Consider the following 24,626-nt stretch of genomic DNA (forward strand, 5'->3'; position numbering starts at 1 on the left):
CGACGTGTCCGATCCGGCCGACACCGGGAAAGCGGCCAGCGACGCTCTTGCGGATACGGCGCCGGTCGATGACACCACAGGCGACGTGATCGCCTTGAACGACGCGCCACCGCCATCAGAAAATGCTCTGTACAACGGAACCGAGTACACCGATTACGGCGTTAACCTGAGCAGCGATCCCCCGCAGGATACCGAGTCTTCGGCCGACGCCGCATCGGCTCATGACACTGGGCCGCCGCCTCCTGACATCGTGGATACGAATCATCCAACAGATCACCCTGAACATGCCATCCTATAGCGGGGCGAACATGGCGGCCGCCGAGACACTGAGCAATCGCAGCCATTCTGCGGATCAGCTTCGCGTCGCACCCGGCGGCGAGGCTCGCGATCATCTTGGACCTGTCAACCCGCTGGCCGCCTGGCGTTCGGTCGCGCGCACGAATCTGATCGCGGTCGCAGCATTTTCGGTCGTCGTGAATCTGCTGATGCTCACGATGCCGATGTACCTGTTCCAGATATCCGACCGCGTGCTGACGAGCCGCAGCCTCGAAACCCTGCTGATGCTCTCGGCTCTCGCGCTGGCGTTCATCGGCATCCTCTCTATCGTCGACATCCTGCGTCGGCAGGTGCTGGGGCGTCTTGCGACCAAGATGGAGGCCTTGCTTGGCGCCGCAGTGCTGGCGAGCAGCATCAACAACGCCAGGGCCGGCGAGGGCGGGACCATCCATGCGATCCGCAGCCTTCACCAAGTGCGCGGATTCATCTCGAGCCCCGTCATGCTACTGCTGATGGACGCGCCGCTCTCGCCTCTCTACTTTGGAGTCATATTCCTCGTTCACCGAGATCTCGGCTGGATCGCCGTTGTGGCTGGCTTGGCCCTCGCGCTGATTGCACTGATCAACCAAAAAGCGACTTCGGAGCGTCTGGGCCAGGCAGGCCTGCATGCCGCCGAGGCCGATGCGGCGGCCGAGTCGCTGGCGCGAAATTCGCAGGTGATCAATGCGATGGGAATGCTGAGCGAGAGCATTCTCCATTGGGGTCGCCGGCAGGCGCCGGCCCTGACGGTGCAGAGCCAGGCCCTCGACCGGAATTTCTGGATCAGCGGTGCATCGAAGTTCGTCCGGCTCGTGGCCCAGATCACGATCCTCGGCACGGGCGCCTATCTGGCCCTCAACGCCGAGATCACCGGCGGCATGATGATCGCGGCCGCGATCATTGCCGGCCGCGCCCTGCAGCCGCTTGAGGGCTTGATCGAGGGATGGCGCAGCTGCGTTCAGGCGCGATCGGCCTATGCGAGCGTCAAGCAGGCGGTCGAGTCATTCCAGCGCGAGACGCCGAAGCTGCGCCTGCCCAAACCGCAAGGGCGCCTGGCCGTGGATCGCGTCCTATACTTGCCGCCAGGATCGAAGGAGCCGGTGCTCAATGGTGTGTCGCTGGAGCTCGCGCCCGGAGAGTCTTTGGCCATTGTCGGACCGTCCGGATCGGGCAAGTCGACCCTTGCGCGCATTCTGGTGGGCTGTTTGACGCCGACCGCCGGTAAGGTCAGACTGGACGGAACGGAGCTGCGCAACTGGGATCGCCGCCAATTCGGGGAATATACCGGCTACCTGCCCCAAGAGGTCGAGCTATTTCCCGGAACCATCAAGCAGAACATCTGCCGCATGCGCGACGACCTGCCCGACGCGAGCATCTATGAGGCGGCGATGTTCTCGGGCATCCACGACATGGTCTGTCAGCTGCGGCAAGGGTACGAGACCGCGCTCGACCGCGGCGGCGGGCCGCTCTCCGGAGGACAGAAGCAGCGCATCGCGCTCGCGCGGGCGTTCTTCGGTAATCCATGCCTTGTCGTGCTTGACGAGCCCAACTCGAATCTCGACGCGGCGGGCGAGCAGGCTCTGACCGAGACCCTGCAACGCGCCAAGAAGCGCGGGGTGACCGCAGTGGTCGTAACCTTGCGCCCGGCGCTGCTGAACAGCGTAGACAAAGTGCTCATCCTGCGGGCCGGACACGCGGAAGCATTTGGATCTCCGAGCGACGTGCTGCATCGCCTGGTTCGGTCGCACGGCGGGGCCGGCGGAGACAACCCAGAGCAGCCACGACGCATCGAATCCTCGGGCCGGTGACCAGCGCGGGAGGACAGCATGAGAGCGGAAAAGGAGAGCATCGGCGAGTGGTACCGCAGCGTTCCGCAGAGCGCCAAATGGCCCATCTTCACCGGCCTCGCGATGTTGGTCGTTTGGCTCGGTTGTTTCGGTGTTTGGGCTGGAGTCGCTCCACTGAACAGTGCGGTCGTCGCCCCGGGCACGTTCGTAGCCACCGGACAGAACAAGCTGATCCAGCACTTCGAGGGCGGCATCATCCGCGAGATTGCGGCCAAGGACGGTGATGTCGTCGAGGCGAACCAGGTACTGGTTCGCATGGACGACACCGCTGCCAACGCCAAGCTGAGGCGGTTGGTTTTGAAGAAATATCGACTGCTCGCCATGAAGGCGCGTCTCGAAGCCGAAATGAACGCTTCTGAGACTATCGAAACTCCGGCCGCATTCGGCGAAAGCGCACGTGATCCGGAAACCCAAGCAATTCTTGAGCGGCAACGTGCCGAACTGTGGGCACGCCGGGCTAGTCTCGTGACCCAGGAAAGCGTACTCCTGAAGCAAATCGCCGGGCTGGAGGAAAGCATTCGCGGATATCAGGCGCAAGTGCAGTCCACCAAACAGCGTATTGCCCTGTTCGCCGAAGAGCTGAAAGACAAGAATTCGCTCCTTGGCCAGCAGTTGGTCCGCAAGTCGGATGTGCTGGCGCTGCGACGCTCCGAGGCGAGTCTCGGGGGAGAACTCGGCGAGTATCTCGGCCGCATCGCCGATTCGAAGGAGCGGATCGCTCAGGCGAACGAAAGAATAGCCCAGCTCCACTCGACTGCGCTCCGGGATGCGATCAAGGAGCTGCGCGAGACCGAGGCGGAGCTGGACGACGTCGAGGAGCAGATTCGCGCCACCCGGGACGTGGTCGACCGGGTCGAGGTCCGTTCTCCGGTCCGTGGTATCGTGGTGAAGAAGAACTTCCATACGCCGGGCGGTGTCGTCTCTCCTGGCGCCGTGATCCTTGAGCTCCTACCGATAGGCGAAGAGCGCATTATCGAGGCGCATGTGAATCCCAAGGACATTTCGCATGTTAGTGTAGGCCAGGAAGCGCTGGTGCGGCTGCCGGCGCTCAACCAGCGTATCACGCCCATGGTCGGGGCGAGCGTCATCTACGTGTCAGCGGACGCCTTGTCGGAGCAGGTGCAGGTGAAGGCCGAAACGCGCCCCGACAATAACACGCGTCGGGACTTCTACATCGTTCGGGTGGGCCTGGACCAAGAAGATATTCTCAGGCGTATGCCTGAATTTATCCCGACGCCTGGGATGCCCGCCGACGTCTACATCAAGACCGGAGAGCGTACGTTTTTCGAGTACATGATGAAGCCGGTCTTCGACAGCTTCTCCCGCGCTTTCCGCGAGACCTGAATGGACGAGCAATCTGGCGTCAATCCCGAGCACCCGCGAGTATCATGGTTAACGGCGTTCGATCGATTGGTGCGATGCGTAATCTTGCGTGTCCAATGCTTCGCACCACATATCCCCGTGTTCGACAAGTCGAAGCGAGATGACGGTACCTTCTCGCGCAGCGACTTTCGACATGATCCGACCAGCGACGTCTACCACTGCCCGGGCGGAAAGCGGCTCGGAACGAGCGGCACCGTGCACGAGGGCAAGACGCTTTTGGATATGAGCCCCGGTGCCGAGGATCACGTCCTTGCTGCGCAGGTTGATCAGTTCGGATGCCCGCAACCCCGTCGTGCAAGCACCAGCAGGACATGATCACGCTGCCCCACCCAACTGCCATTCCCATGCCCATCTGGCCAGCGTCTCTAGCGGGCTCTTAAGAGACTGGCCTGCCTCGGTCAGCGCATAATCGACCCTTGGCGGATCGTCGCGTGCGCTGTCCGCTTCACTAGTCCGTCGCGCACCATGCCGCACACTGTGAGGGTGAGCATTCGGTGCGACACACCCGGCATTGTCCGTTGGATTGTAGTGAAGCGCATGGAGCCGTTCGACAGGCAACCCACGACCATAACCGTCCATTTGTCCCTGATGCGATCGACTATCTGGCGAACGGCCTTGCAACTGGCGACGCCTTCCGTTGCGTCATCGCGCAGCAAGACCAAGTTGGGCTTGCTCATTTAGGCCCTCCGGCGCAGGTGCACTCAGTGACCCTCGAGCTGCTCGCCGCAACGCCACCGTCCAAACCTTCTCCACCCGTTGCATATCGCTCGCCAACCGTTATACCGAACTACATGGTTCAGTTTCATCAAGCCCGCTTTGATACGTCGTTTGCCGCGCTTTCGGATGCTACCCGGCGTGGTGTGCTCGAGCAGCTCGGGCGTTCCGACGCCTCGATCACCGATCTTGCCGAGACGTTCCACATGACCCTCACGGGCATGAAGAAGCATATCAGCGTCCTCGAACAGGCGGGGCTGGTCACCACCGAGAAGATCGGGCGCGTGCGCACCTGCCGACTCGGCGTCAGCCGCCTTGAGCAAGAGGCGCAATGGATCGAGCGGTACCGCCGGCTTTGGGATGCCCGTTTCGACCAGCTGGACAAGGTTGTCGAAGAACTCAAACGTAAGGAGAACAGTGATGGACGATAGGCAAGAGAATGGTTCGGTCCTGGTCGATGGCCGCACCACGGTGAAGCGGATATCCGAGCGCGAGATGGCGGTAACGCGCATCTTCGATGCTCCGGTCCGGATCGTGTTCGAGGCTTGGACCAATCCCGAGCTGTTCATGCGCTGGTGGGCGCCCAAATCCATGGGCGTGCCGCTGCGCTCCTGTGAGATGGATGTGCGCACCGGTGGCACCTACCGCCTCGAATTCGGCAAGGACGCTGAAAACACCTGGGCCTTCTTCGGCAAATATATCGAAGTGGTGCCGCCGGCGCGGCTCGTCTGGACCAACGAAGAAAGCGAGAACGGCGCCATCTCCACGGTGACCTTCGTGGAAGATGGCGGCAAGACGCTGCTGACCTTCAGCGAAGTTTATCCCACCAAGGAAGCGCTCGATGAATCCCTGGGCGGGTTGGACGGCACGCCCGAACAGTTCGAGCAGCTGGACGAACTGCTCGCCACCCTCGGCGCCGGCCGCGCGTGAAGGCCGCGGTTGCCACCACCGCGGTCGCCTTAGCCGGACCGGTGCTGTACGAAGACGAAGGCCAACGCACTTTTTAGGGCTAAGGATGCGCAGGCTCTGGTCGTGAAATACCTGCCACAGGTACTGGAGCAGATTTGGTCTGCGTAGATGAGTGCGGCTTTCGCGGGTCCGCAGCTGATAGCGGCTTCTCCATTGTTCTGACCAGAAGCAGACCGACGGCTCTCCACCCCATATCCGCCGTTTCTGATGATGGATGGATGTGTCTGATTATGCCGAACTGCCGCATGGGCGAAGCCCGGCAGGACAGCCACCGAACTCAGTCATGCGGCATAATCTCAATTACGGCATAATGACCGTTATGCCGATATCGGCATAACGGTCATTGGACCGGCCAGGCATCCCGCCTCAACCGCGACCACTCCGGTTCGTTCGGCTCAAAATCATACGCGCGCGAAGAGCTGGTCGCCGAAATGGCAGGTGCCTTCGTTTGTGCCTCGCTCGGTATCGTGCCGACCGTGCGCCACGCTGACTACATCGGTTCCTGGCTGGAGGTGCTGCGCGAGGATAATCACGCCGTCGTCCGTGCGGCGAGCGCGGCATCGAAGGCGGCCGATTTCCTGTTCGGCTTTCTGACACCCGCGATCGATTCCGTCGTTGGCGGCAGGGAGAAGCTGCATGACGGATCCGCACGCTGTGCCCATATTGGTCCTCAGTTGGTGCTGCGCGTCAGAGAGTGAGAGGCGCGCCGGTTTGTCCGTGACGGGTAGGAGGTCGGGAGAGAGTCTTTCGGCCGCCCGTCGTGGAGAAACCGACATGGCAAGCGTTCAGAAAATCAAACTCAGTCCCTCTTGTGATATTCCCTTCAACAAAATGGTGCTCAGCCAGTCTAATGTCCGCCGCGTGAAGGCCGGCGTCTCGATCGAACAACTGGCGGAGAGCATCGCTCAGCGACGCTGCTACAAAGCCTGAGCGTTCGTGCGGTAGTCGATGCCGACGCTCAGGAGACCGGTATGTTCGAGGTGCGCGCCGGCGGACGCCGCTACCGCGCGCTCGAACTGCTGGTCAAGCAGAAGCGTATGGCGAAGACGCAACCTGTCCCCTGCGTTATCCGGGATGGCGGCATCGCCGAGGACGATTCCCTTGCCGAGAATGACGAGCGGGTCGGACTGCATCCGCTCGATCAGTTCCGCGCGTTCAAACTGCTACATGACGGCGGCCTGAGCGAAGAGGATATCGCCGCGCGGCACTTCGTTTCGCCGGCGATCGTCAAGCAGCGCCTTCGTCTGGCGTCAGTGTCGCCGAAGTTGCACGACGTCTATGGCGACGATGGTATGACACTCGAACAGTTGATGGCCTTCTCAGTCACGGCCGACCAGGCGCGTCAGGAGCAGGTCTGGGAAAACGTCAACAGATCCGGCAACGAAGAGCCATATCAGATCCAGAGGATGCTGACGGAGAACACTGTGCGCGCTTCCGACCGTCGCGCCCAGTTCATCGGACTGGATGCCTACGAGCAGGCCGGCGGCGCCGCATTGACCTGCCGGGCCTTCCACAACGACCGACTGGCCCCCCTTTTACGAACAGATCGTGGAGCATACCGGCTCCCACAAGGTGCTGCCAATGAACAGCGGTGGCGAGGTCGTGGAGAGTGCGATCAAGTCTGTGCGCAAGGGGGGCTAGGAGGTGAACGGTATAGGTCGCTCACTGAAATCCCGGTGCGCCTCGTTAGGCGACGAGCTTGAGCCTTTGCCGCTTTCTTTCGGGCGGCTGCTCGCCCGACGTATTCTTGCGTGGCTTGATGAAGTCAGCCCACGCCTGCAGCGCCTCGCGGCGTCGCTTGATCATCTCGCTGTCCCAATACGACAGTTCAGCCTCATCGCCGACACGGTGCGACAGGCAGAACTCAAGCACTTCGCGGCGGAAATTGTGCTCCTTGTTGTCAGCGCCCCAATTTCGGAAGCTTGTGCGGCAGCCATGCATGGTGGATTTGACGGCAGTGCGCTCGATGGCCCCAACAAGCGCGTTCGCCCGGAACGGCTGATGTTCCTCCGCGTGGTCGGAGGGGAACACGTACTTATCGGTGCGCGGCATCGATTGGATGATGTCGATGGCCTGATCTGACAACGGGACGAGATGCGGCTTCGGCTCTAGCTCGCCCTTAATCTTCATCTTCTCAGCCGGAACCATCCACGTCCTTGCTTCGAAGTCGAGCTCCGTCCACTCCATCAGCCGGATTTCTTGGCTCCGCGCCACGGAGAGGATGCCGACCTCTGTGCAGCGCGCGGCGTTGCCGAGATCATAGCGCAGCCCTGTCATCATTCCCGGCATCTTCGTATACGGCGCGGACCGATGCCCCTTCTTGCGATTCAGCTTGCGGGGCGACGGCAGCAGGTGTTTGAGGTTGCCGCGCCATGCGGCCGGGTTCTCGCCCGTGCGCAGCCTCAACGCTTTGGCAGCGTCCATCAGCCGCTCGATCCGCTGGCGCGTCCGCGACGCTGTGACCGGCTTCACGGTCCAGATCGCCTTGAGCGCCTCCAACACGTGCTCGGTGGTGATCTCCTGGAGCTTCTTGTCGTGCAGGCCCGGCACGTCCCGGATGGAGCGCTGCCACTGCTTCAACTCCTCTTCGGACAGCCCTTGGCACCAATCAGGATACTGCTCCTCGGCAAACTCCTTGAACGTCTTGCTGCCCTGAGCGGTGGCCCGCTTCTTGACGCGCGGATCGATGCCCTCGCGTTTAACGCGACCTTATAGTCGCGCGCCTTCTCGCGCGCGCTGCTTAGGGTCAGAACGTCACCGCTTGCGCCGTCGCGGTCGCCAGCCCTGGCGAACTCCATCTGAGCCCGCTTGCCCTCGAGGTCGGTGAAGCGGAAGGCCCACACCCGATCACCGCTTTCGCGCACCACCAGATAAAGCCCCCACCGTCCGCATGAACGCCAGCTTGCAGGGATTTAACTTGGTTCGAATTGAGTGCCACTTTAACGTTCCCCTTCCGCTTACCACTTACCGTCACGGATGCTCGGTCGTGATGGTCAGTTGTTCCAAAATCGAGCTGCTTTGGATGTCTGACAATCCCGGATACTTTTGGAAGCGTGAGCCGCGTCAACTTACCAGTTTTTCGCCAAGACCGGCCGGCTTCGGTGATTTTCAGTGAAGTAAGACGACAGCAGATGCAGCTAATTCATTGTAAATAAAAGGAAATAAAAACTATGACGACGGTCAATGATGCCAGACGCGACGCTCAGAATGGATACATGATCCGTGACGGCCTTCGGTAAACTGGTCCGCACGACGGCGTTTCGGCTGACGCTGGTCTATCTGTTTTTGTTCGCGCTGTTTGCGGCGTCGCTGCTCGGCTATTTCGCCTGGAATACGCGGCGGCTGATCAACGAGCAGATCACCGCCACGGTGAACGCCGAAACCGCGGAGATTACCGACATCTACACGCGTCGCGGCCTGCGCGGCCTCGTCTTCACGCTTGGCAACCGGGCGCTGCGGCCGGGCGCAAACCTCTATCTCGTCACCACGCCGGAGGGGAAGGCGATCGGCGGCAATGTCGGCGCGCTGGCGCCGGGCGTGATGGCCTCAACCGGCTGGTCGGAGACCGGCTATCGCCGGCTCGACGAGCAGGATACCGCGGATCACCGCGCGCTGGTGCGCGTCACCGAACTCACCAATGGTTTCCGCCTGCTGGTCGGCCGCGACCTGGAGGAGCGACGCCGGCTGTTCGGCATCGTCGCCAACGCCGCGCAATGGTCGCTTCTGGTCGTCATCGTGCTCGGCATCGGCGGTGGCATCTTCGTGGCGCGGCGGGTGCTGCAACGGATCGATGCCATGACCGGCACCACAAGGCGCATCATGGCGGGCGACCTCTCGGGGCGGCTGCCAGTCGGGCGCTCCGGCGACGAGCTCGACCGTCTCGCGGAAAACCTCAACGTCATGCTGGAGCGCATCGAGACCCTGATGATGGGGCTGAAGGAAGTCTCCGACAACATCGCCCATGACCTCAAGACGCCGTTAACGCGCTTGCGCAACCGTGCCGAGGAGGCGCTGGCAAGTTCGGGCAGCGAGGCCGAATACCGCGCGGCGCTGGAGCGGACCATCGAGGAATCCGACGGTCTGATCCGCACCTTCAACGCGCTGTTGATGATCGCGCGCGCCGAGTCCGGGCAGGCGCGCGGCAACATGGATGATTTCGACGCGGCCGATGTCGCCAAGGGAATCCACGAATTGTATGAGCCGCTGGCCGAGGACGGCGGCATGACGCTCCGCGTCAAAACCGCGACCGCGCGGTTGCATGGCAACCGCGAACTGATCAGCCAGGCACTTGCCAATCTGGTCGAGAACGCCATCAAGTACGGTAAGCCCTCGCCGGTGGTGCAGCCGCTGGACCCTGCCGCCGCGGCGCGCACCCGGGAGATCCTGATCGAGGCGCGGCGCGAAGGCGATCACGTGCTGCTCAGCGTCACCGATCATGGACCCGGCATTCCCGAAGGCGATCGCAAGCATGCGGTCGAGCGATTCGTGCGGCTTGAGGCGAGCCGCACGCTGCCGGGTTCCGGCCTCGGGCTCAGCCTGGCGTCCGCGGTGGCGACCTTGCATGGCGGCGAACTCAGGCTCGGCGATTCCCGTCCCGGCCTGACCGCGACGCTGGTCGTCCCGGCGCTATCTGCCGCGGGCAACAGGCTTGCGGCTCAAACGCAGGATGTGCCACAGAAGGTGGCATGAATTCCTCCGCCTTGGCCGCGCGGTTCGTCAGCGGGCCGCATGTCGCCGCCAGCAGTAACGCCGAACAACGCCTGGGAGACTGGCTCGCCGAACTGGAGCCGGAGCAATCGGCTGAGATCAAGGCGTGGCTGGATCGCCCGCTCGCCAGGACCATCCTGCTTGGCATCGCCGAGTTCTCGCCATACCTGTTCGACCTGATCCGGGCTGACGCCGCTCGGCTGCTGCGTTTGCTGGCATGCGACCCGGAACCATATCTCACCTCGCTGATCGAGAAAGGCACGCGCGACGTACTCGCTGCCGCGGGCGAGGCCGACGTGATGCATCTGCTTCGCCGCATGAAGGCGGAGGCCGCGTTGTTGATCGCGCTGTGCGATATCGGCGGGGTCTGGCCGGTGATGCGGGTGACCGCGGCGCTGACCGATCTTGCAACCGTGTCCGTGCAGACGGCGCTGCGCTTCCTGCTACGTCAGGAGGTCACGCGCGGCCGTATGACGGCGCTCAATCATGACCGGCCGGAGGAGGATAGCGGATTGATCGTGCTCGCGATGGGCAAGATGGGCGCGGGGGAATTGAACTACTCCAGCGACATCGACCTGATCGTGTTTTTCGATCCCGCCCGCACCTCGCTGATAGCAGACGTCGAGCCGGCGCCGTTCTTCGTGCGGGTGACGCAGGCGCTCGCCCGCCTGCTGCAGCAACGCTCCGGCGAGGGTTACGTGTTCCGGGTCGATCTGCGCCTGCGACCCGATCCGGCCTCGACGCAGGTGGCGATCTCGACCGAGGCGGCGCTGCACTATTACGAGCGGGAAGGGCGGACCTGGGAACGCGCCGCGATGATCAAGGCGCGCGTTTGCGCCGGCGACGCCAAAGCGGGCGAGGCGCTGATCGCGGAATTGTCGCCGTTCGTCTGGCGCAAGCATCTGGATTTTGCCGCGCTCGCCGACGTCCACGACATGAAGCGGCAGATGCAGACCTATCGCGGCCAGAGCGACATCGCGGTCGAAGGTCATAACGTCAAGGTCGGCCGCGGCGGCATCCGCGAGATCGAGTTTTTCGCGCAGACGCAACAGCTCATTGCCGGCGGCCGCCATCCGGAACTGCGGGTGCGCCCCACGCTGCATGCGTTGCAGGTGCTGGCGACCAGCAACTGGATCAGCTTTCAGGCCCACGACGAGTTGACCGCGGCCTATGAGTTCCTGCGCCGCGTCGAGCACCGGCTGCAGATGATCTCGGATGAGCAGACCCATGCACTGCCCGAGGATGCCGAGGCCGTGGAGCGCTTTGCAAACTTCTTTGGCTACGAGAGCCGGGCGGCCTTTGCGAAGGACTTGCTCGGCCATCTCAACGTCGTGCAGGGACATTACGGCAAGCTGTTCGAGGGCGATCCGACCGGCACGGTGAAGCTGCCGCAGCTCAATTATGCCGACGGGCCTGAGGATGCGCGTCTGCTCGATCACCTGACGATGCTCGGCTTCAAGAAGCCGGTCGCGGTGGCTGGCACCCTGCAGCACTGGATGCAGGGCAATTATCGCACGCTCCGCAACGAGGCGACCAAGGCTGCCTTCATCGAATTCGTGCCCGGCCTGATCCACGGTCTCGCGCATGCCGAAGACCCCGACGACGCCGTGATCACGTTCGATCGCTTTCTCGGCGCCTTGCAGCGCGGCGGCCGGCTGATTTCACTGTTGAGCCAGAACCGCGACCTGGTCGCGCTCGTGGCCTTGATCCTCGGCGCCGCGCCGCGGCTCGGCGACATGCTGGCGCGCCAGCCGCAGATCATGGACGGCTTGATCGATCCCCGTTTCTTCGGCGCGATGCCGGACCGGAAGGAATTGTCGGTGCGGCTGGCGGCGACGCTGAAGGACGCGGACTCTTACGAAGATTTCCTCGATCGCCTGCGGCTGTTCGGGCAGGAGAGCCTGTTTTTGATCGGCACGCGGATCCTGTCCGGCACGGTTTCCGCCCAGCACGCTGGCGTCGCCTTTGCCGACGTCGCCGAGGGCATTGTACACACCGTGCACGGCCTGGTGAGAGACCAGTTCGCGACCCAGTACGGCCGCATCAAGGGACAGGAGACCGCGATCCTCGCGATGGGCCGGCTCGGCAGCCGCGAGATGACGGCATCTTCCGATCTCGACCTGATCCTGTTGTATGATTTCGACACGGACAATCCCGATTCCGACGGCGAACGATCGCTGCACGGCGCGCAATATTTTACGCGGCTGACCCAGCGGCTGATCTCGGCGTTTACGACGCGGACCAATTACGGCGTACTCTATGACGTCGATATGCGGCTGCGGCCGTCGGGCCGCGCCGGGCCGCTGGCGTCGCGGATCGATTCCTTTTCCCATTATCAGGAACGCGAAGCCTGGACCTGGGAGCACATGGCGCTGACGCGGGCGCGAGTGATTTCGGCTTCACCGGCGTTTCAGAAAGAGATCGAGGACGCGATCCGCAGTGTGCTGACGCGGCCCCGCGATGCGGCCTCTACCGCCGGCGACGTCGCGGACATGCGCCGGGCGATTGCGCTGGAGAAGGGCGAGGACGACGTCTGGAACCTCAAGCAGGCCGCCGGCGGCCTGGTCGACATCGATTTCATCGCGCAGTATTTGCAGCTCGTTCACGCCTCGGAAAAGCCCGAGATCCTCAGCGTTTCCACGCTGCAGGTGCTCGACAACGCCGCACGCCTTGGCGTGCTGCCGCCATCCGACGCCGAGATTTTGCGTTCGGCGGCACGGCTCTATCACGACCTGACGCAGATCCTCAGGCTTTGCGTCACCGGCAAATTCAAGCCGGAGACGTCGGGAGAAAGCCTCTTGCGCGTCATGGCGCGCGCCGGCGACACGCCGGATTTCTCGACGCTGGAAGCGCGGCTGCGCGAGACGCAAGGCGAGGTAAGGCGGGTGTTTCAGGCGCTTGTCGGCGGCGGTGGTTAAAGGGGTTGTACGAGACTGGCCCCGTCATCTCTGCGTAAAAGCTTCGCTGTTATCGCTACCCTTGCGATGCAATTGCAACTGCGGGCGAGGGCGGTCGATTCCGGCTCTCATTGGTTCCGACGGGCGGAACACCCACGGCCGCTCGGAATTGTCCCGGGGACCGGGAGGCGCTGGTATGCATACCGAAATCGACATTTTCGACGAACCCATCGGGCGCATCAGCAAAATGTGTGAACTGATGGGCTTAGGTGCCGAGTTCGACAGCAAGCTCCCGGAACTCGAAACCTATCTTGAAGGGCTGGTGGCCGAAGGCGAAACCAGCGAGGAACGACTGACCGTGAGCGGTCTGACCTTCGTCAAGCGGGCACAACAGGCGTCCGGAAGCCTCCAGGCCGGATCCGGCGAGTAACACTCTTCCCTGATTTCCTTCACGTGATAGCGGGCCGGCAGAACCGGTCCGCCTGCTTTGTCTGCAACGGGAGGATCGGAAATCAGCGAATAGTCGAGGGCTTGTTTCCAGACCTCCGCCTCCGTCCACAGGCCAGGGCCAATCTGCCTGTCGTCGACGAACAGCGCGTAGCGCACGAGCCTCTCCCCAATCAAAACCCCGCCAGCTATCTAAGATAACTGACGGGGCTTTTGAGCTGATAATTCCGGTGGATTTCTCCTTCCTGAACTACCTGCTCAATCCTGCAACGCCGGACGATGAATATCGTTCCCAACCTTTTCGGTTGCGGGTGAAAAAATGGCGTTCTGCCGACCGACGGCCCTTCCTGATTTTTGATGGGAACGCTGCGCCGATAGCAGCTTCGGAAGTCCGCCTCATTCGCGTGGAACTGTTGCCACTTTTTCCTGCTTGAGAGCGGCATCTTCACCCTAGAGCGGGACGACCCATGCGCAAACTACTATTTGGCATCGCACTCACACTACCAATCGCTTTCATGTCCCCGGCATCGGCAATGCCCCGCGGCTACCCGTTGATCCACGACTCTCTGGTCAAGGGAGATCTGATCGAAGTGAAGGGCGGGCACGGCCGCGGGCATGGTTGGGGCCGCGGGCACGGTTACCGTCCGTTTGGCTGGAGCCGCGGCCGAAAAGTCGGTTGGCGCGGCCGTGGCTGCCCGCCCGGTCACTGGAAGAAGGGCTGGTGCTGAAGTTGGTGCTACAGCCGATCCGCCGGGAGCCACCTGATCGATTACCCGGCAAATCCGATCGTTCCGGATGCTACTTTTGAAGTTTTGACCGCCCGGAGGCCGTGCTATTTCTGGCCACCGGGCGACTGCCCTCATCACCAAACTCCGGGGGCTATCCTTTTGATCGACAAGCTTGAACTTCTGCTGGCGTTGGCAAAGGAGCGGCATTTTGGGCGGGCTGCGGAGGCCTGCGGCGTCACCCAGCCGACCATGTCGACCAGCCTCAAGCAGCTCGAGGAAATTCTCGGCGTCATGCTGGTGCAGCGCGGCTCCCGCTTTCAGGGCTTTACGCCGGAGGGCGAGCGTACGCTCGACTGGGCGCGGCGCATCGTCGGCGACGCGCGCGCGATGCGGCAGGAGATCAACAGCCTCAAGGACAAGCTCTCCGGCGAGATCCGGATCGCCGCGATCCCGACCGTGCTCGGCATGGTGGCGCAGCTCACGACGCCGTACCGCGCGCGATACCCGGACGTGCGCTTTCGCATCCAGTCCTGCACGTCGGCCGACGTGCTGGGCCTGCTCGAAAATCTCGAGGTCGATGCCGGGCTGACCTATATCGAGAACGAGCCGATCGGCAAGGTTCGCACCATTCCGCTCTACAACGAAAGCTATCGCTTGCTGACGGCGCCCGACGCCATGTTCGGCGACCGCAAGCAGGTCACCTGGAAGGAGGTCGGGCAGGTGCCGCTGTGCCTGTTGACGCCGGACATGCAGAACCGCCGCATCATCGATCGCGCGCTGGCCTCCGTCGGAGCCGAGGCCACGCCGACGCTGACCTCGAACTCGCTGCTGGTGCTTTACACGCACGTGAAGACCGGGCGCTGGGCAAGCGTGATGCCGGCCAAGCTTGCGGAGACGCTGGGGCTCGCCGACTCCGTCCGCAGCATTCCGATCGTCGATCCCGTCGTCGACTACAGCATCGGCATGGTGATCCCGCAGCGCGACCCGATGACGCCGCTGATCGCGGCGCTGGTGCAGGTCGCCCGCGAAGTGGCGCCGACGCTGGCGTAAAATCAGGCGGCCTCGGCCTTTGCTTTCGGCTTCGGCTGTTGCGGTTCGCACGGCAGCACGATGCGGACGACGGTGCCGGTGCCGAGCTTGGAGCGCAGCCGCATCGTGCCGCCATGCAGGCTGGTGAGCGACCGCGCGATGGCTAGTCCGAGGCCCGAGCCCTGGTAGGTCTTGGTGAGCTGGCTCTCGACCTGCTCGAACGGCTTGCCCAGCCGTCGCAGCGAAGCGGGCGCAATGCCGATCCCGGTATCGGCGATCATCAGCACGATCGAGTTGGGCAGCACGTGGCTGCGCACGGTGACCTTGCCGTCGTCGGGGGTGAATTTTACGGCATTGGACAGCAGGTTGACGAAGATCTGCTTGACCGCGCGGCGGTCGGCCATCACGGAAATGGTGCTTTCGATATCGGCGTCCAGCGTCAGGTTCTTGTCCTCGGCGCGCCCGGACACCACGCGCAGCGACTCCGCCAGGATCTTCGACAGGTCGAGCTGCTCCATGTCGAGCTTCATGCGGCCGGCCTCGATCTTCGACATGTCGAGGATGTCGTTGATGACTTCGAGCAGGTATTTGCCGCTGGTCAGGATGTCGTGGCAGTACTCTTGATATTTGTCGGAGCCGAGCACGCCGAACATGCCGCTGCCCATGATCTCGGAGAAGCCGATGATGGCGTTCAGCGGGGTACGCAGCTCGTGGCTCATATTGGCAAGGAATTTTGATTTTGCCTGGTTGGCTTCCTCGGCGCGGTTCTTCTCCTGCGAATATTTTTCCGCCAGATCGGCCAGTTCCGCCTGCGAGCGCTTCAGGTCGAGCACATTGGCGCGCAGGCGGGCGTCGTTTTCGATCAGCTTCTGCTCGTGCTCCTTGATGCGGGTGATGTCGGTGCCGACCGAGACGTAGCCGCCGTCCTTGGTGCGGCGCTCGCTGATATGCAGCCAGCTTCCGTCGTCGAGCTGCGCCTCGAATGTGCGGGCACCCGGCGCTTGCGCGCCGGTCTCCTGCAGTCTGGTGCGAACCTCCGGCATGCTGCCGACCTCGATCACGGTCTCGTACGACGTGCCGGGGGTCACTGCCGTATCGGGCAATTTGTGCAGGCGCTGGAAATGCGAGTTGCAGAGCACGAGGCGGTCTTCCGCGTCCCACAGCACGAAGGCTTCCGGAATCGTTTCGATCGCGTCGCGCAGCCTGAGGTCGGCTTCCACGGTCTTCTCGGCGAGGCTCTTCTGCTCGGTGATGTCGACCGCGATGCCGATCAAATGCAGCCCGCCGTCGGCCGAGGTGTGACTGAACTCGCAGCGCACGCGCAGCCAGATCCAGTGACCGCCGGTGTGCTGCATGCGGAAGCTCTGGTCAATGTGGGTGATTTTGCCGGCGATCATCTGGTCGGCGATCGCGAACAGATCGATGTCGTCGGACTTCACCAGCGCGTTGACTTCGCCGAAGGTGAGGAGGTCGTTGCGGGAGTCGAGGCCGAGCATCGTGAACATCGATGCCGACCAGAAGATGCGGCCGCGCGAGAGGTCCCAGTCCCACAATCCGCAGCGGCCGCGGTTTAGCGCGGTATCGATCCGACCGCGCACTGCGTCGTTGATCAGATCGCCCTCGCGGGCGCGGGTCGATTGCCAGTGGAAGGCGAAGCCGAGGATCAGCACGACGAAGCCGGTGGTGGCCGACAGCGTCACCGACAGGGCGGCATCCGAACCCCACAGCGGCTCGTTCCGTTCCTGGATGACGATGACCATGCCCGGTAGCGATTTGACCAACCGCGAGATCGCCATGGCGCTATTGCCGTTCGGCAGCGTCATGTCGCTGACGACGCCCTGCTGGCCGGGCGTGGCGAGCAGTTGCGCCGTGCTGATGACGTCGAGGATGCGATCGCCGCCAAGGCTGCCTTCGACGGGAACGCGGGCCAGAATCCGGTGATCCGAGCCGGTGATGATGACGTGGCGGCCGGCAGCAACGCCCCAGGCCGGGATCAGGTCGGGCAGCAGGCTCTGCAGCCGCTCGATATTGGCGGCGCGATCTTGCCGGACCGAAGCGAAGCGGTCGAGGCGTTCGGCCAGGAGCTCGGTGACCGCGGAGAGGTCGCGCTTCATGGCGGCGCGCTTCTGCCGGCTCTGGTCGATCACCTGCACGAAGGCGCCGAGGCAGATCGTGATCAGGAAGGCGATGATGAGCGTAGGCACGGCGCGGCGAAGCGCCGGCTCTGCGGTGAGCAGCCGATGGTAGGCAGGTTTTGCGATCGATTGCGCCAATCCTTTGATCGAATCGGATTGGACACACGCGTTCGCCGCATGCGCGCGCGCCATGCTTTAGACCCCCGCCGAAGGCTCTTTTGCACATTGTCCGGAAGCACCCCGTAGCTTCCGAATCATGCCGATTTGAATCCACTTTTTTCGGGCTGTCGAGAGTCAACGATTCGTTAATTCGAAATAAATCTTGTCCAACGCGAAATAGGGCGCGCTCGATGCGAGTCCGAAACGGGAACGGGCCCGCAAACCTACGCGCGCGGCGGTTCGGCATGGCTGATGACGCGCTTGATCGACGGGAACGCACGGCGCAGTGCGCGCTCGATCTCGTCGACGTTCTCATGCACCTTGATGACGCTCATCGATGGCGCAGCGCGACAATGGAAGTTGACGATTTCGCCCGCATCGGTGTTGCGGACCCGCACATTGTGAATGTCATGGATCGCGCCATTGCCGCCGGCAAACCGAGATAGCGCGGCCTTGATGGTTTCGACGCGCTCGGGCACAGCGTCGGTGCCATGGGGCAATTCCGGCTCGAGCGGCTCGATATGGGTATCGACCTCGACGTCCTCGCCAAAGTCCTCGCGGATGCTGCGCTCCAGGTCGTGGGCGATGGCGTGCGCGGCGGTAAGTTCCATGTCGCCGTCGACTTCGAGGTCGATGCCGACAATCAGCCGGTCGCCGAGATTGTGCACGGTGACATGATGGACGGCGAGACCGGAATTGCGGGCGATCACCATGATGCGCTCGCGCACGCTCTCATTGTCGCGCACGACCGGCACTGCGGTGAAGGTGAGGTCGGCGTCGCCGAGCGCTTGCGCGACCGCGACTTGCGCGGTCTTCTTGATCGCCTCGACGCGGTCGATCGGGTAGGTGCGCGGCACCTTTGCGATGGCGTCGATGAAATGCGTCGGCCCGACCATGCGCACGCGCACGCGTTCGACACCGACCACGCCGGGCACCGCGCGGATCGCCGCGGCCGCTTTTTCCGACGCGCCCGCCGGCGCGCGGTCGAGCAGGGTTTCGACGGTGGAGCGCCCGAGCCTCAGGCCGAGGATCGATATCATGACGGCAACGGCGATGGCGGCAACCGAGTCGCCCCAGGCATAGCCGAGCCCGGTCAGCGTCAGGCCGACGATGACGGCGAGCGAGCCGAGCACGTCGGACGCGAAATGCAGCGCGTCCGCCGCCAGCGCCTGGCTCCGCGTCTGCCGCGCCGTGCGATGCAGCGCCCGCGCGCGCCAGAAATTGACCGCGATATCGATCACCAGCACGACGAAGGGGACAGCCGATATCGTCGGCGGCGGCGCACCCTCGCGCAGCCGGCTCCAGGATTCGACCAGGATGCCGCCGGCCAGCACGTAGAGCAGCGCGATGACGAACAGCGCCGACAGGCTCTCGAACTTGCCGTGGCCATAGTGATGTTCCTCGTCGGCCGGCTGGTCGGATACCCGCACCACGAGCCACGTGATGACGGTCGCGATCACGTCGACGGAGGAATGCAGCGCCTCCGAGATCAGCGCGAGCGAGCCGATCGCGATACCGACCGCGAACTTCGCCGCAGCCATTCCGGCGCTGGCGAAGATCGAGATCGCGGCGACGTTGGTTTTTATGGTGGGGATAGTGTTCATGGCCGGCGGTTTAGCAGGGCGCTGTGTGGGATTAAAGCTGACAGTTGGATGCGCAATCGCCACTCACTTGCAGGAGCGATTTGTTGCGAATTATTCCGAGCTTGTAGATGGGTGGAGCGAAGCGATACCCATCAATGTCTTCGTTCGCGCCGGTGATGGGTTTCGCTTCGCTCTACCCATCCTACGAAAGACACGCCTCCGCATTCTCGCGGCGCGATCTGCCCGAGCTTTGCAAATTCATTCGCCCTACAGGAAGAGGGCGCAGGGAATGCCGGGTGCTTGCTGCACCCGCGGTCTCGTGTGCAAGTAGCGCAAAGGAAACGCACACGAGCATACAGGTACAGCCGAGGCACTCCGGCATTCCCTGCGCAGTGGTTTTACGGCTTATACCGCGCTCTCCCTGGAGACGAATTCCTTTTGCCTCCATCGCTGCCGGATTAAAGGCTTGTCGAAACCCGGTTGGGTTCGACGCACCTCCGTCAGCTTGGCACCAGCCACGGGTGCCAGGACCACACGGTTTTGCCGTACGCGTCAGCGTCGTACGTCCTGCGCGCCGTGTCCGCTCACGGCCGAAGAGCCGCCCTGCGAACAACTTCTCGCGCCGACGCTGCCGCGTCCACCGCATCCCGCCCCACGTTCGTGACGATGGCCAACGCCCCTCTTGTCGGGCCGGGACGGCGGGAGTTGTAGGGGTGATTTGGGTCTGGCGCGAAGCGGAATATTTTTGATGCAACGACTGGACGGGGGAAATCACGTTGAAGTTGTTATGGAAAATTGATTATTGAAGAAAAATCGATTTTTGGGTGCGCTGCCTTTGTGGGATTCTTAGATCGCGTCAATAGCTGTTTGTAAGTTCAGGCTTACACTGGTGGTCACGCCGGGGCGCGGGTCCTACGTAAGTGCTGATGGCACAGATGGGTCAGGCTGCTCCCGGCAGATCGGGCCCGTGCAGCCAGATGAGCATAAAGCCCATAGCCTTGCTTGATCGTCGAATGGAGCATCTTGAGCCATTTACGTATCAACCCAAATTTATCCCTACGTGCATCTTGCACGATTCTCGCGGCGAGATGCCCGAGCTTTGCAAAAATCATTCGCCCACCAGCGCAGGCCGACAACACCACCCGCGTTTCGGAGGTCGATCTGACATGGTCAACTCCAAACGTTGGATTCCGCTTTAGAATCCATAAAGACGGAACGCCTGGAGTTGTGACCGAGATCATACTGGTTCCCGTGACTTCCGGAGCATTGTGCCGCCGCTAATGATATCCGTTGAGGTCCGGATGCAATGCACGAATTGCGCGGCCGAAGTCTCGGAGCAAAGCAGATTTTGTGGGCAGTGTGGAGCGGCGGTCGTGCGGCGCTGCCTGGCCTGCGGTGCGGCAAACCCAGCGCTGAACAAGTTCTGCCGCGATTGCGGGACCAGATTGCGCGCGGATTCTCCTGCGGTGGTGCCATTGGCCCGGGACTCGCGCCCGATCGAGCGCCGACAGCTTACCGTACTGTTTTGTGACCTGGTCGGATCGACTGCGCTGTCCGCAAGGCTCGATCCCGAGGACTTCAGCGCAATCATCGCCGACTACCGGCGCTGCATTACTGAAACCATTGCCAGTTTCGACGGCTTTGTCGCGCGACATCATGGGGACGGCGCGATCGTATGCTTTGGCTATCCTCAGGCGCACGAAGACGACGCAGAGCGTGCTGTTCAAGCCAGCCTTGCACTGGTGCAGGCGATCGCCGCCTTGCACGCGAAAGAGAAGTTGAGCGCGCGCGTCGGTATTGCAACGGGCGTGGCGATCGTCGGCGATATGTCTGATAGCGCGATTTCCGAGGAGCACGGTATCCTCGGCGACACCCCGAATCTTGCCGCCCGACTGCAATCGCTCGCACGGCCCGGTGGCGTTGTTATCTCGGGTCGCACAAAGACGATCGCGGGACCGCAGTTCGAATATCTCGATCTCGGTAAAGTCGAGATCAAGGGATTTGCAAAACCGGTCGCTGCCTGGCAAGTCGCCGGCAAGACAACAGTGACCAGCCGATCGCACGCTCTCCAAAGCTGTGATGTACTGCCTCTGATCGGCCGTGATGAAGAAATGGAGCTAATTCTGAGTCGATGGAAGCGGGCCAAGGGTGGCGAAGGTCAGGTGGTGCTGCTCTCCGGTGAAGCGGGGATCGGCAAATCACGGCTCGCCGTCGCGCTGTTGGAACAGCTTGCTCGCGAGCCGCACATTCGACTGCAGTACTTCTGCTCGCCGCAGCATACCGACAGCACGCTCTATCCGGTGATCGGCGAGATGTCGCGCGCCGCCGGCTTTGCTCACGATGACAGCCAGCAAGCGAAAACGGACAAGCTTGACGCGCTGCTGGCGCAAAGCTCGACGCCTTCAGAGCATGCAGCGCTGTTTGCCGAAATGCTGTCGCTACCCAGCGACGGACGTTACCCTCCGGTTGACGTTGAGCCGCAGCTCCGCCGAGAGAAAACGCTGAAGGCTCTTGGTTCGCACATCGAGGCGCTGGCGCGGATCCATCCCGTGCTGATGATCTTCGAAGACGCGCATTGGACCGATCCAACCAGCCTCGAATTTTTCGCGAGGGCGGTGGACCTGGCCGTGAATCACCGGCTGTTGATACTCGTTACTTTCAGGCCAGAATTCAGGCCGTCCTGGATCGGACGGCCGCACGTGAGTCAGCTGACCCTCCATCGGCTGACGCCGTGCGACATCCATTCCCTCATCGAGGGCGTCGTCGGCAACCGATCGTTGCCGGCGGACATCCGCCAGGACATCATCGAGCGCACCGACGGCATTCCACTGTTCGCCGAGGAGATGACCAAGGCCGTGCTGGACGCAGAGGGTGAGAGTGATGTGCAGCGGGCCTGCGCTGCGGCACCGACTCCTGTCGTAGCAGTTCCGGCTAGCCTGCAGGCTTCGCTGATGTCGCGGCTCGACCGGCTCGGCCCAGCGAAAGACGTCGCGCAGGTCGGTGCGGCGATCGGCCGGGAATTTCCTCACATGTTGCTGGCGGCGGTCGCGCGAAAGCCGGAAGCGGAATTGGATGCCGACCTTCACCGGCTTGTTACAGCGGGTCTGTTGTTTCGACAGGGCATCCCGCCGCATGCGAGCTATCTGTTCAAGCATGCGCTTGTGCAGGACGCAGCCTACAGTACGCTGCTGCGAGAGCCGAGGCGCGCGCTGAACGCGCGTATCGCCGAAATCCTTGAAGGTCAGTTCCCGGAAATAGCCGAGAGCCAGCCCGAGTTGCTCGCGCGTCATTACACAAAGGCCGACCTGATCGCGAAGTCAGCGTATCTGTGGGGCAAGGCAGGACTTCGGTCACAGGAGCGCTCGGCGCTTATCGAAGCAGCAGAACAGCTTGGTCAGGCGCTGTCGCAACTAGCAACCTTGCCCAGCGCGCCCGACGTGCGGCGCGAGCAGATCATCCTGCAAGTTGCGCTCGTGAACACGCTGATGCATGTCAAAGGATATGGCGCTTTCGAAACCAAGACTGCCGTGGCGCAGGCGAGGGCGTTTATCGAACAAGCGGAACAGCTTGGACAGTCTCCCGATGACCCTTCGCTGCTCCTCTCGGCCCTCTTTGGCCAGTGGATCGTCAGTTTCATAAACTTCGATGGTGACGCGGCGCGCGACCTAGCAAGCCGGTTTCTGGAGCTTGGCGAGAAGGAGGGAGCAGCGGTCCCGCTCTTGATCGGGCACCGTACCATGGCCAGTACGCTGGCGTTGAGGGGGGATCTCGTTGAAGCCAAGGCGCACTACGATGGAGCTCTCGCCCTCTATCGTCCCGCCGAACACCGGCGATTGATGACGCGATTTGGCCAGGACCTCCGGGTAACGTGCTTGGCCTTTCGTTCAATGGCCTCGTGGCTGCTCGGTTATCCCGAAGCTGCGATGAACGACGCAAACTGCGCGCTAATGGAAGCGCGCCAAATTGATCATGCTGCCACTTTGATGTTCACTCTGAATTTTCCGATTCTTGTTAATACCTACTGCGGGAATTATCACGCGGCAAACGAGCATCTCAAAGAGCTTGTCGCGTTGGCGGAGGAGAAAGGCGCCCCGTTCCGGAAAGCGGAAGGCGTGTTACGGCGGGGCTATATCCTAACCCTCACGGGAGCCGCGAAAGCCGTCGAGATGGTCACGGCGGGTATTGATTTGTGGAGGTCGGCCGGATCGACGATATTTACACCGGAGCAGGAGTTCATGTTGGCAATCGCCCATGCTGACTCGGGCCAGTTCGATGACGCCTGGCGCTGCATCGGAAACGCAATGACAGCGATGCAAGCAACCAAGGAAAGATGGTGCGAGGCTGAGACTCATCGCGTTGCCGGTGAAATCGCGCTCAAGTCGCCGCAGCGGGATGAGGCGAAGGCGCAAGCGTATTTCGAGCATTCCCTGGCCATTGCGCGAGCGCAGCATGCAAAGTCGTGGGAATTGCGCGCGGCAACCAGCTCGGCGTGGCTCTTGAGCCGTCAGGGCAAACGGAAAATGGCGCGTGACCTTCTCGCGCCCATCTACGATTGGTTCACCGAAGGATTTGACACAAGCGATCTGCGAAAGGCCAAGGCCTTGCTCGGTGAGCTTCGTTGATAGCGCCTTCCGTCGTCGCCCGCCTAAGATGCGGCGGATGAGGCGCTGATCCAGTGCGCTGCCAGACGCATTGCAGCGCCGCATCCTTGGGATCTGGACGCGGGTCGGCCGCATGTCCAAAATGGCTCGCAACGAAGCGGAGGCGCCGATGGTGATTGTCGATTCCCAGGTCCACGCCTACGAGGCGAATAGTCCGAAGCGGCCTTGGCACAGTGTGCCGAACTGGCCCGATCACGTCACGGGTGACGAGATGGTGGCGGCAATGGACAAGGTTGGTGTCGACGGCGCGATCTTCATCTCCGCTTTTTCCTTGTACCGCTACGACGCCAGTTATGCCGTGGAGGTGCAGCGGGCTCATCCAGGCCGGTTCGCCATCGTCAAGCCGGTGGACCCTGATGATCCTGATGTGGCCGACGTCGTCGCGGACTGGAAGAAGACGCCGGGCGCGGTCGGAATCCGCATCATGCTGACGAAGGAGCCGCGGCGCGCGCCCGATGATCCCGGCCTCGACCGGATCGCGCGCGCGGCGGTTCGCCATGATTTTCCGGTCAACCTCCACTGCTGGGACAATCTGGACGCGGGCAGGGTGCTGATCGATCGCCATCCCGACACGCGGTTCATCATCGACCATCTCGGCATTCTGCAGCCGCGCGTGCCGCCGGCGCCGCCCGAACCATGGGCCGAACTTCCGAAGGTGCTGGAACTCGCCAGGCGGGCGAATGCCGTGATCAAGATCAGCGGCGCCTGCACGCTGTCGCGCGAGCCGTATCCTTATCCGGATATCTGGGACCCGCTAGCCCGCGTGTTCGATGCCTGGGGTTTCGATCGCTGCCTGTGGGGCACGGACTGGACGCGCGCATTCGCCGTCGTCAACTACGAGCAGGCGGTCGAACCGTTCCTCAGGACCAGCCGCCTGAACGACAGCGAGCGCGCCATGCTGATGGGCGGCGCCTGCGCCAAGGCGTATGGCTGGTCGCCGACGAACGGTTAGCGCTAGTACAGTGACACTGCAGTCCAGCGTTGTCACCGCAATTTGGATTCGGGCGCGGCATTGCGTCGGCAATGCTCTTTACATCGTGCCGTCACCAGCG

The 24,626-nt window shown here is 62.6% G+C and carries 17 protein-coding genes and 4 pseudogenes; 16 read left to right on the forward strand and 5 right to left on the reverse strand.

Annotated features, from left to right (window positions below; translation table 11 throughout):
• The 4 genes from CQ13_RS44835 to CQ13_RS44840 all read left to right on the forward strand — a co-directional run.
• Positions 1–298 (forward strand): hypothetical protein (locus CQ13_RS44835; RefSeq protein WP_057847639.1); only part of this gene is annotated, 298 nt, incomplete at its 5' end.
• Between the two features lie 10 nt (positions 299–308).
• Positions 309–2,123: a type I secretion system permease/ATPase gene (locus tag CQ13_RS36710; RefSeq protein WP_057847640.1), complete on the forward strand. Its 1,815-nt coding sequence runs from the start codon at positions 309–311 to the stop codon at positions 2,121–2,123.
• A gap of 18 nt (positions 2,124–2,141) precedes the next feature.
• Positions 2,142–3,506, forward strand: coding sequence for an HlyD family type I secretion periplasmic adaptor subunit (locus tag CQ13_RS36715; RefSeq protein WP_057847641.1), 1,365 nt, complete (start codon positions 2,142–2,144; stop codon positions 3,504–3,506).
• Entirely contained in the window at positions 3,507–3,860 is a 354-nt protein-coding gene (locus tag CQ13_RS44840) for a hypothetical protein (protein ID WP_197427575.1), read from the forward strand. It begins immediately after the preceding gene.
• Here CQ13_RS44840 and CQ13_RS36725 read toward each other — a convergent pair.
• Positions 3,861–4,222 (reverse strand): annotated as a pseudogene (locus CQ13_RS36725) (winged helix-turn-helix transcriptional regulator).
• Between the two features lie 114 nt (positions 4,223–4,336).
• Between CQ13_RS36725 and CQ13_RS36730 the strand changes: the two are divergent.
• The 5 genes and pseudogenes from CQ13_RS36730 to rocD form a co-directional block, all read left to right on the forward strand.
• Positions 4,337–4,690, forward strand: a complete 354-nt coding sequence (locus CQ13_RS36730; RefSeq protein WP_057847644.1) for an ArsR/SmtB family transcription factor — start codon at positions 4,337–4,339, stop codon at positions 4,688–4,690.
• A complete protein-coding gene (locus tag CQ13_RS36735; RefSeq protein WP_057847645.1) occupies positions 4,680–5,189 on the forward strand; it encodes an SRPBCC family protein in 510 nt (169 codons plus the stop codon). The genes CQ13_RS36730 and CQ13_RS36735 overlap by 11 nt, the downstream gene beginning before the upstream one ends.
• Before the next feature lie 377 nt (positions 5,190–5,566).
• A pseudogene (locus CQ13_RS42185) lies at positions 5,567–5,926 on the forward strand (zincin-like metallopeptidase domain-containing protein); the annotation flags it as partial.
• Between the two features lie 76 nt (positions 5,927–6,002).
• A pseudogene (locus tag CQ13_RS36745) lies at positions 6,003–6,724 on the forward strand (ParB/RepB/Spo0J family partition protein); the annotation flags it as partial.
• Positions 6,722–6,866: pseudogene (gene rocD, locus CQ13_RS43980) on the forward strand (ornithine--oxo-acid transaminase); the annotation flags it as partial. The pseudogenes CQ13_RS36745 and rocD, both read left to right, overlap by 3 nt.
• 48 nt (positions 6,867–6,914) lie before the next feature.
• On the opposite strand, the gene CQ13_RS36750 reads toward rocD, so the two are convergent.
• Together CQ13_RS36750 and CQ13_RS47470 are read right to left on the reverse strand one after the other, a co-directional pair.
• Positions 6,915–7,916: a tyrosine-type recombinase/integrase gene (locus CQ13_RS36750; protein WP_430649737.1), complete on the reverse strand. Its 1,002-nt coding sequence runs from the start codon at positions 7,914–7,916 to the stop codon at positions 6,915–6,917.
• Positions 7,805–8,095 (reverse strand): hypothetical protein, encoded by a 291-nt coding sequence (locus tag CQ13_RS47470; RefSeq protein ID WP_197427566.1) that lies wholly within the window; start codon positions 8,093–8,095, stop codon positions 7,805–7,807. Before CQ13_RS47470 ends, CQ13_RS36750 begins: the two co-directional genes overlap by 112 nt.
• A gap of 355 nt (positions 8,096–8,450) precedes the next feature.
• Here CQ13_RS47470 and CQ13_RS36760 point away from each other — a divergent pair, with 355 nt between their 5' ends.
• The 5 genes from CQ13_RS36760 to CQ13_RS36775 all read left to right on the forward strand — a co-directional run bounded on the left by CQ13_RS36760 (position 8,451) and on the right by CQ13_RS36775 (position 15,057).
• Positions 8,451–9,917 carry a sensor histidine kinase gene (locus tag CQ13_RS36760; protein ID WP_057847649.1) on the forward strand — a complete coding sequence of 489 codons (1,467 nt, stop codon included), beginning with the start codon at positions 8,451–8,453 and terminating at the stop codon, positions 9,915–9,917.
• Positions 9,914–12,853, forward strand: a complete 2,940-nt coding sequence (locus CQ13_RS36765; protein ID WP_057847650.1) for a bifunctional [glutamine synthetase] adenylyltransferase/[glutamine synthetase]-adenylyl-L-tyrosine phosphorylase — start codon at positions 9,914–9,916, stop codon at positions 12,851–12,853. Before CQ13_RS36760 ends, CQ13_RS36765 begins: the two co-directional genes overlap by 4 nt.
• 175 nt (positions 12,854–13,028) lie before the next feature.
• A complete protein-coding gene (locus CQ13_RS43985) occupies positions 13,029–13,262 on the forward strand; it encodes a hypothetical protein (RefSeq protein WP_057847651.1) in 234 nt (77 codons plus the stop codon).
• Positions 13,263–13,509: 247 nt separating this feature from the next.
• Complete coding sequence (locus CQ13_RS43990; protein ID WP_156434134.1) at positions 13,510–13,713, forward strand: hypothetical protein; 204 nt, start codon at positions 13,510–13,512, stop codon at positions 13,711–13,713.
• Positions 13,714–14,166: 453 nt separating this feature from the next.
• Positions 14,167–15,057 (forward strand): LysR family transcriptional regulator, encoded by an 891-nt coding sequence (locus CQ13_RS36775; protein WP_057847652.1) that lies wholly within the window; start codon positions 14,167–14,169, stop codon positions 15,055–15,057.
• A 2-nt stretch (positions 15,058–15,059) separates the two neighbouring features.
• Here the strand turns inward: CQ13_RS36775 and CQ13_RS36780 are convergent, their stop codons facing one another.
• Positions 15,060–17,363 (reverse strand): PAS domain-containing sensor histidine kinase, encoded by a 2,304-nt coding sequence (locus CQ13_RS36780; RefSeq protein WP_057847653.1) that lies wholly within the window; start codon positions 17,361–17,363, stop codon positions 15,060–15,062.
• Between the two features lie 191 nt (positions 17,364–17,554).
• Positions 17,555–18,934: a cation-efflux pump gene (locus CQ13_RS36785; protein ID WP_057847654.1), complete on the reverse strand. Its 1,380-nt coding sequence runs from the start codon at positions 18,932–18,934 to the stop codon at positions 17,555–17,557.
• A 1,280-nt stretch (positions 18,935–20,214) separates the two neighbouring features.
• Here CQ13_RS36785 and CQ13_RS36790 point away from each other — a divergent pair.
• Together CQ13_RS36790 and CQ13_RS36795 are read left to right on the forward strand one after the other, a co-directional pair.
• Positions 20,215–23,535 carry an adenylate/guanylate cyclase domain-containing protein gene (locus CQ13_RS36790; RefSeq protein ID WP_197427567.1) on the forward strand — a complete coding sequence of 1,107 codons (3,321 nt, stop codon included), beginning with the start codon at positions 20,215–20,217 and terminating at the stop codon, positions 23,533–23,535.
• A 112-nt stretch (positions 23,536–23,647) separates the two neighbouring features.
• Entirely contained in the window at positions 23,648–24,526 is an 879-nt protein-coding gene (locus tag CQ13_RS36795) for an amidohydrolase family protein (protein WP_156434135.1), read from the forward strand.
• Positions 24,527–24,626: the final 100 nt, after the last annotated feature.

This window comes from Bradyrhizobium retamae, from assembly GCF_001440415.1.
GTDB lineage: Bacteria > Pseudomonadota > Alphaproteobacteria > Rhizobiales > Xanthobacteraceae > Bradyrhizobium > Bradyrhizobium retamae.